This window comes from Nocardioides sp. NPDC057772 (assembly GCF_042798075.1).
Taxonomy (GTDB): Bacteria; Actinomycetota; Actinomycetes; order Propionibacteriales; family Nocardioidaceae; genus Nocardioides.
Genome location: NZ_JBHVKN010000256.1, coordinates 1 through 6,512 on the forward strand (window position 1 = coordinate 1; position 6,512 = coordinate 6,512).

General features: G+C 69.6%; 3 protein-coding genes. All 3 read left to right on the forward strand.

The features are described 5' to 3' along the window. On the forward strand, window positions 1–2,417 hold a 2,417-nt coding region (locus tag ACFVJS_RS25430), incomplete at its 5' end, for a GH92 family glycosyl hydrolase (protein WP_378886210.1). Continuing rightward, on the forward strand, window positions 2,417–5,377 hold the full coding sequence (locus tag ACFVJS_RS25435; RefSeq protein WP_378886212.1) for an alpha-mannosidase: 2,961 nt from the start codon (window positions 2,417–2,419) through the stop codon (window positions 5,375–5,377). The genes ACFVJS_RS25430 and ACFVJS_RS25435, both read left to right, overlap by 1 nt. 14 nt (window positions 5,378–5,391) lie before the next feature. Then, window positions 5,392–6,306: an endo-beta-N-acetylglucosaminidase H gene (locus tag ACFVJS_RS25440; RefSeq protein ID WP_378886214.1), complete on the forward strand. Its 915-nt coding sequence runs from the start codon at window positions 5,392–5,394 to the stop codon at window positions 6,304–6,306. The last annotated feature ends 206 nt before the right edge of the window (window positions 6,307–6,512 follow it).

A 6,512-nucleotide genomic window follows, 5' to 3' on the forward strand; every position in this document is an offset into this window, starting at 1 on the left:
GGGTCTTCCAGGTGATGCCGAGCCCGCTCGTCGACCCCGACGACGACCGGCGCGCGCGGGCGCTGGGGTTCGATCATGCCGACGAGCAGGCCGGGCCGCACCGCTACGCGGTCAGGCTCGACGGCGGTGTCACCGCCGAGCTCGTCCCCGGCGACTTCGCGCTCGGGATGAGGTTCACCGGGGCGCGCTCCCTGGTGCTCGACCACCACGGCGAGATCAGGTCTCTGACCTGCGAGAACGACAGGGGAGAGGTCGTCGTTCGCGCCCTTCTCCTCGATCGTGAGGGGAAGCCGGCCCAGCACATCCACGTCCGGGTCGCCGGGACCTCGCAGCTGCGCCTCGGCGCGGGCCGGCTCCGGGGCCACATCGCGCTGAGCGGGGCGGATGCCGTCGACGTACGGCTGGGTATCTCGACCGTCAGCGACGAGCAGGCCGCGGCCAACCTCGCGGTGGCGGGGTCCTTCGACGAGATGGCCGCGCGGGCTCGCGCCGCCTGGGTGCGGGTGCTGGCGACCGTCGAGGTCGAGGGGGCGAGCGAGGACCAGCTGGTCTCGATCCGTTCCGGGCTCTACCGACTCTTCCTCTACCCGAACCGCTACGGCGAGGGTCCGTTCCACGCGCACGTCTCGCCCTATGACCTGACCACGGTCCGGTACGCGCCGATGACCGTCACCCACGGCTTTTGGGACACCTACCGCACCGCCTGGCCGCTGCTCGCGCTGCTCGACCCGGCCGGTGCCGGTTCGCTCGCCGAAGGTTTCGTCGAGCACTTCCGCGACCGCGGCTGGACGCCGCGCTGGAGCGCTCCGGGGGCCGAGGACTGCATGACCGGCACCACCTTCGACACCGTGGTCGCCGACCTGGCCCTGCGCGAGGCGCCCGGGATCGATCTGGAGACGGCCTATGTCTCGGCGCTGAAGAACGCGACCGTGCCACCTGATGACGTCCGTGTCGGCCGCAAGGGGCTGCCGCGCGGGATCTTTGCGGGTTACGTCGACACCGACACCCACGAGGGCCTGTCCTGGACGCTCGACAACGCGATCAACGACTGGGGGATCTCTCGGCTGGCTCGGAGGTTGCGTGAGGGTGGGGTAGTCCAGGGAGATTCCGTCGGTCTACCGGCCAGTAATGGTCGGAAACTCCCTGGACTACCCCGAACCCCGGAGGACCTCGCCGCAGAGGAGGAGTACTTCGCGCGGCGGGCGCTCGGATATCGCAACGTGTTCGACCGCGAGCGCGGGTTCTTCATCGGGCGCGACCCTGCGGGGGAGTGGCGTGCGACCTTCGATCCTGACGTCTGGGGCCACGACTACACCGAGACCAACGCCTGGGGGACCGCGTTCACCGCACCGCACGACGGAGCCGGGCTGGCCGAGCTCCACGGCGGCGAGGCGGGGCTCGGGGCCAAGCTGGACGCCTTCTTCGCGCGTCCCGAGACCGGGGCGGCAGCGCTGTCGGGCCACTACGGCTTCGCGATCCACGAGATGACCGAGGCCCGGGACGTACGCATGGGGATGCTCGGGCTCTCGAACCAGCCGGCCCACCACATCCCGTTCATGTACATGTTCGCCGGGCGGCACGACGACGCCCACCGTATCGTGCGCGAGTGCCTCTCCCGGCTCTTCGTCGGCTCCGACCTCGGCCAGGGCTATCCCGGTGACGAGGACAACGGCGAGATGTCTGCCTGGTACGTCTTCGCCACGATCGGGCTCTACCCGCTGGTGCCGGGCTCGGCCTCCTACGTGATCGTCCCACCGTCGGTGCGGCGCACCGTGCTGCGACCGGTCGGTGGCAAGGAGATCGTGATCGAGGCCGTCGGCGCCGGTGACTACATCAGCGCGGTGAGGTTGGACGGCGAGCCCTGGGACGAGATCTCGATCCCGCACGCCCGCCTGGCCGACGGCGCGCACCTCGTCGTCGAGCTCTCCGAGACACCGGGCGGCTGGGCGCAGGACACCCGTCCGCCCTCTGCCTCGATCATCTCCGGAAAGCGTCGGCCGATCGTCGATCTCGCCGAATCTACCGACTCGGCCGCCACAGGTGCGGTTTCGGCGCTGGTGGACGATCGGGGCGAGACCCAGGTGGCCCTGGTCGCCGGGGACCGGGTCGAGGTGGTGCTGGTCGATGAGCGGCGGGTGTCGCTCTACACCGTCACCTCGGCGCGGGCGGGGAAGATCGGCTGGAAGCTGGAATACCTCGATGCCACGGGCGACACGGTGGCCGGCGAGGAGCGGTCCGGTGAGACGTACGTCTGGCCTGGTCAGACCCGCGTTCTCCGCGTCCGGAGGGGAGAACCCGTCACGGCGTGCGCCGTACGGTTCACCGCGCTGACCGACTGCGTGCTCACGCAGCTGGAGCTCATCGAAGACGACGCCGACATCCGAGACAACAGAGACGACAGACAGGACGAGCACTGATGCACGACGACGTACACCTCACCGAGGGCCGGGTGAGCCGGGTCCTCAAGGAGCGCCTGTGGCCGGCGGTCCACACCACCTCGGCGCCCGTGAGCGTCGAGTGGCACGAGCTGCCCGGGGAGCCGATCGCTCCCGCCGACGGGCTGGCGCTGACCTACGAGCCCTTCGAGGTCGGTAGCGACTGGGGTCCGGCCTGGGGTACCGCATGGTTCCGGATCACCGGGACCGTGCCCGCGGAGTGGGCCGGGAAGCGGGTGGAGCTGGTCTGCGACCTCGGCTTCGACATCAACATGCCCGGTTTCCAGTGCGAGGGGCTGGTCTACACCCCGGAGGGCGAGCCCATCAAGAGCCTCAACCCGCGCAACCAGTGGGTGCTGGTCGCCGACGAGGCGAAGGGCGGCGAGGAGATCGAGCTGTTCCTGGAGGCCGCGGCCAACCCGGTGCTGCTCGACTACCACCCGTTCCTGCCGACCCAGGAAGGCGACATCCAGACCTCGTCGAAGAAGAGGCTCTACACGACCCGCCGGATCGAGCTCGCCGTCTTCGAGAAGGACGTCTTCGAGCTCTGCCTCGACCTGGAGACGCTCCATGAGCTGCAGGTCGAGCTGCCCGAGGGGCCGCGCAAGTTCCGCATCCTGCAGGCCATCGACGATGCCCTCGACCGGGTCGACCTGCAGCGGATCCGGGAGACGGCCGCCGACGCCCGGGAGGCGCTCAGCGAGGTCCTCGAGGCGACCGCTCACGACTCAGCGCACCAGATCGCCGCGATCGGCCACGCCCACATCGACTCCGCCTGGCTGTGGCCGGTGCGCGAGACGATCCGCAAGGTCGCCCGCACCACCTCCTCGATGACCGAGCTGCTCGGCGAGGACCCCGACTTCCGCTACGGGATGTCGAGCGCCCAGCAGTATGCGTGGCTCAAGGAGCACCGTCCGGAGGTCTATGCCAAGGTCAAGGCCGCGGTCGCCGAGGGCCGCTTCATCCCGCTCGGGGGCATGTGGGTCGAGTCCGACACCACGATGCCGTCGGGGGAGTCGCTGGTGCGGCAGTTCCTCTACGGGCAGCGCTTCTTCGAGACAGAGTTCGGGATCCGCTGCAGGGGGGTCTGGCTGCCCGACTCCTTCGGCTACAGCCCGGCGCTGCCGCAGCTGATGAAGCGGGCCGGGTTCGAGTGGTTCTTCACCCAGAAGATCTCCTGGAACCAGGTCAACAGGTTCCCCCACCACACCTTCGAGTGGGAGGGCATCGACGGCTCCCGCATCCTGAGCCACTTCCCGCCGATGGACACCTACAACTCCCGGCTCTCCGGCGAGGAGGTCGCCAAGGCGTCCCGGCAGTTCCGGGAGAACCGGGTCGCCACCGGGTCGATCGCGCCGGTCGGCTGGGGCGACGGCGGTGGCGGCACGACCCGCGAGATGGCCGGCAAGGCACGCCGGCTGCGTGATCTCGAAGGCTCCGCCCAGGTGTCGTGGCGGCACCCGGACGAGTTCTTCGAGGAAGCCCGTTCCGAGCTTCCGGATCCTGCCGTATGGGTCGGCGAGCTCTACCTCGAGCTCCACCGCGCCACCCTCACCTCCCAGCACCTCACCAAGCAGGGCAACCGCCGCTGCGAGCACCTGCTCGTCGAGGCCGAGCTGTGGTCGGCCACCGCGGCCGTCCGCGGCCTGCTCGACTATCCCTACGACGAGCTCGACGCGCTGTGGCAGCAGATCCTGCTGCAGCAGTTCCACGACATCCTGCCCGGGACGTCGATCGCCTGGGTGCACCGGGAGGCGGCCGCGCAGTACGCCCGGGTCGCCGAGGCCGCCGAGGCGCTCATCGAGCGGGCGCTCACGGCGCTCGCCGGCGAGGGCACGGTCACGCTGAGGGCCGACGGGCGCTCGGGTGCGGTCCTGGCGGCCGAGCCCGTGGCGGCCGTCTCCGTGGTCGAGAAGGACGGGACGTACGTCTTGGGGAACGGGGTCGTCGAGGTCACCGTCTCCGCCGAGGGCCTGATCACCTCGGCCGTCGATCTCGCGACCGGGCGCGATGCGATCCCGGCCGGGGCCGAGGCCAACCTGCTCCAGCTCCACCAGGACTTCCCGAACATGTGGGACGCCTGGGACGTGGACCGGTTCTACCGCAACCGGGTCACCGACCTGCGCGAGGTCACCTCGATCAAGATCACCGAGGACGGCCTGGTCATCGAGCGGCCGATCTCGCCGGAGTCGTCGACCACCCAGGTGCTCTCGCTCGCGCCCGGATCACGGGTGCTCGACATCGCGCAGAGCACCGAGTGGCACGAGACCGAGAAGTTCCTCAAGGTCGCCTTCCCGCTCGACATCAAGGCCGAGCAGACCCTCGCCGAGACCCAGTTCGGCTACCACCGCCGCCCGACCCACACCAACACCTCCTGGGAGGCGGCGAAGTTCGAGACCTCGATGCACCGCTGGGTCCTGGCCGAGGAGCCGGGTTTCGGGGTCGCGCTGATCAACGACTCGACGTACGGCTTCGACGTGACCCGGCCGACGGCACTCACCACCGAGGTGCGGCTCTCGCTGCTGCGGGCGCCGCGGTTCCCCGACCCGGAGACCGACCAGGGCGTGCAGACCCACCGCTACGGGCTGGTCATCGGGGCTTCCGTCTCGACCGCGACCGAGGCAGGAGCGGCGCTCAACATCCCGGCCCGTCAGATCACCGGTGCGGCCGCTGTCGAGCCGCTCGTGACCGTCTCCGGGGACGGACTGGTGGTCTCGAGCGTGAAGCTCGCCGCCGACCGCTCCGGCGACCTGGTCGTGCGTGTCTACGAGTCCACCGGCGCGCGTACGCAGGGGGAGCTGCGCGTCGCGGAGAGCTACGAGCGGGTCGAGGAGATCTCGCTCGTGGAGGACCCGATCACCGAGGTGAGCGTCGACGGCGGTGTCGTCGCGCTCAGTCTCGGGGCCTTCGAGGTCCGCACCCTGAGGTTCCACCGCAACTAAAGGAGACCAGCACCATGTCAGTTCCCCACATCTCACGCAGACACATGCTGCTCGGCGCGGGCGCCGCGGCCCTCGGAGCGACCGCGGCCACCGGCCTCGGCCTGTCCTCGTCGGCGAGCGCGGCGCGCCCGCTCGCGTCGCCGACGCTGATGACCGGCTACGTCGAGGTCAACAACTACAGCGTCGGCAACGTCGCGAAGTACGAGCTCGCCGGAGGCGGCAACGTCTTCGACATCGGCCTGATCTTCGCGGCCAACATCAACTACGACGGCCAGCGGGCCTACCTCTACAACAACCCGCAGGTGCAGGCGCAGCTCGACGCCGCCGACGTCCACATCCGGCCGGCCCAGGCCAAGGGCATCAAGATCCTGCTCTCGGTGCTCGGCAACCACCAGGGCGCCGGCTTCGCCAACTTCCCCGACCGTGCGTCGGCCGAGGCGTTCGCCGACCAGCTCGCCGCGGTCGTGACCCGCTACGGTCTGGACGGTGTCGACTTCGACGACGAGTGGGCCAACTACGGCGCCAACGGCACCGGGCAGCCCAACGACTTCTCCTTCGTCTACCTGGTCGACGCGCTGCGCTCGCGGTTGCCGGACAAGCTGATCACGCTCTACTACATCGGGCCGTCCGCGTCGCGGCTCTCGTACGGTGGGGTCAACGTCGGCGACCTGCTCGACTACGCCTGGAACCCCTACTACGGCACCTGGGGCGTACCCGACGTCCCCGGGCTCGGCAAGCCCGAGCTGGGTCCTGCTGCGATCAACATCCAGGGGACTTCTTCTTCGACTGCTGCCAGTCTTGCTTCGCGGACTGTTTCTCAGGGGTACGGGGTGTTCAACACGTACAACCTGGGGTCTGCTGATGCGAGTGCGTATCTCTCCAACGTCACCCGCAACCTGTACGGCAAGGGGACTGTCTACACCGGCTGAGTCTTCCGGTTTCCGTGGGGTCGGTGTGCTTTCGCTGCCGCGTTGGCCGCCGACCCTTTCGGGAGGGTCTTCGAGGTGGCGACCGGCGTCAAGGACGGGCCTTCGGCCCGCCGGCTTCGCCGGCCGCTTCGCGGTCCTGGACTCCGGCCGTCACCTCGAAAAGATTTGGCTGGCTGTCGGGTCGGCGGCCAGCCCTGTCGGGCGTT

Coding starts and splice junctions, on each gene's coding strand:
- ACFVJS_RS25435 (WP_378886212.1), top strand. CDS start 2,417: ATGCACGACGACGTACACCTCACCGAGGGCCGGGTGAGCCGGGTCCTC.
- ACFVJS_RS25440 (WP_378886214.1), top strand. CDS start 5,392: ATGTCAGTTCCCCACATCTCACGCAGACACATGCTGCTCGGCGCGGGC.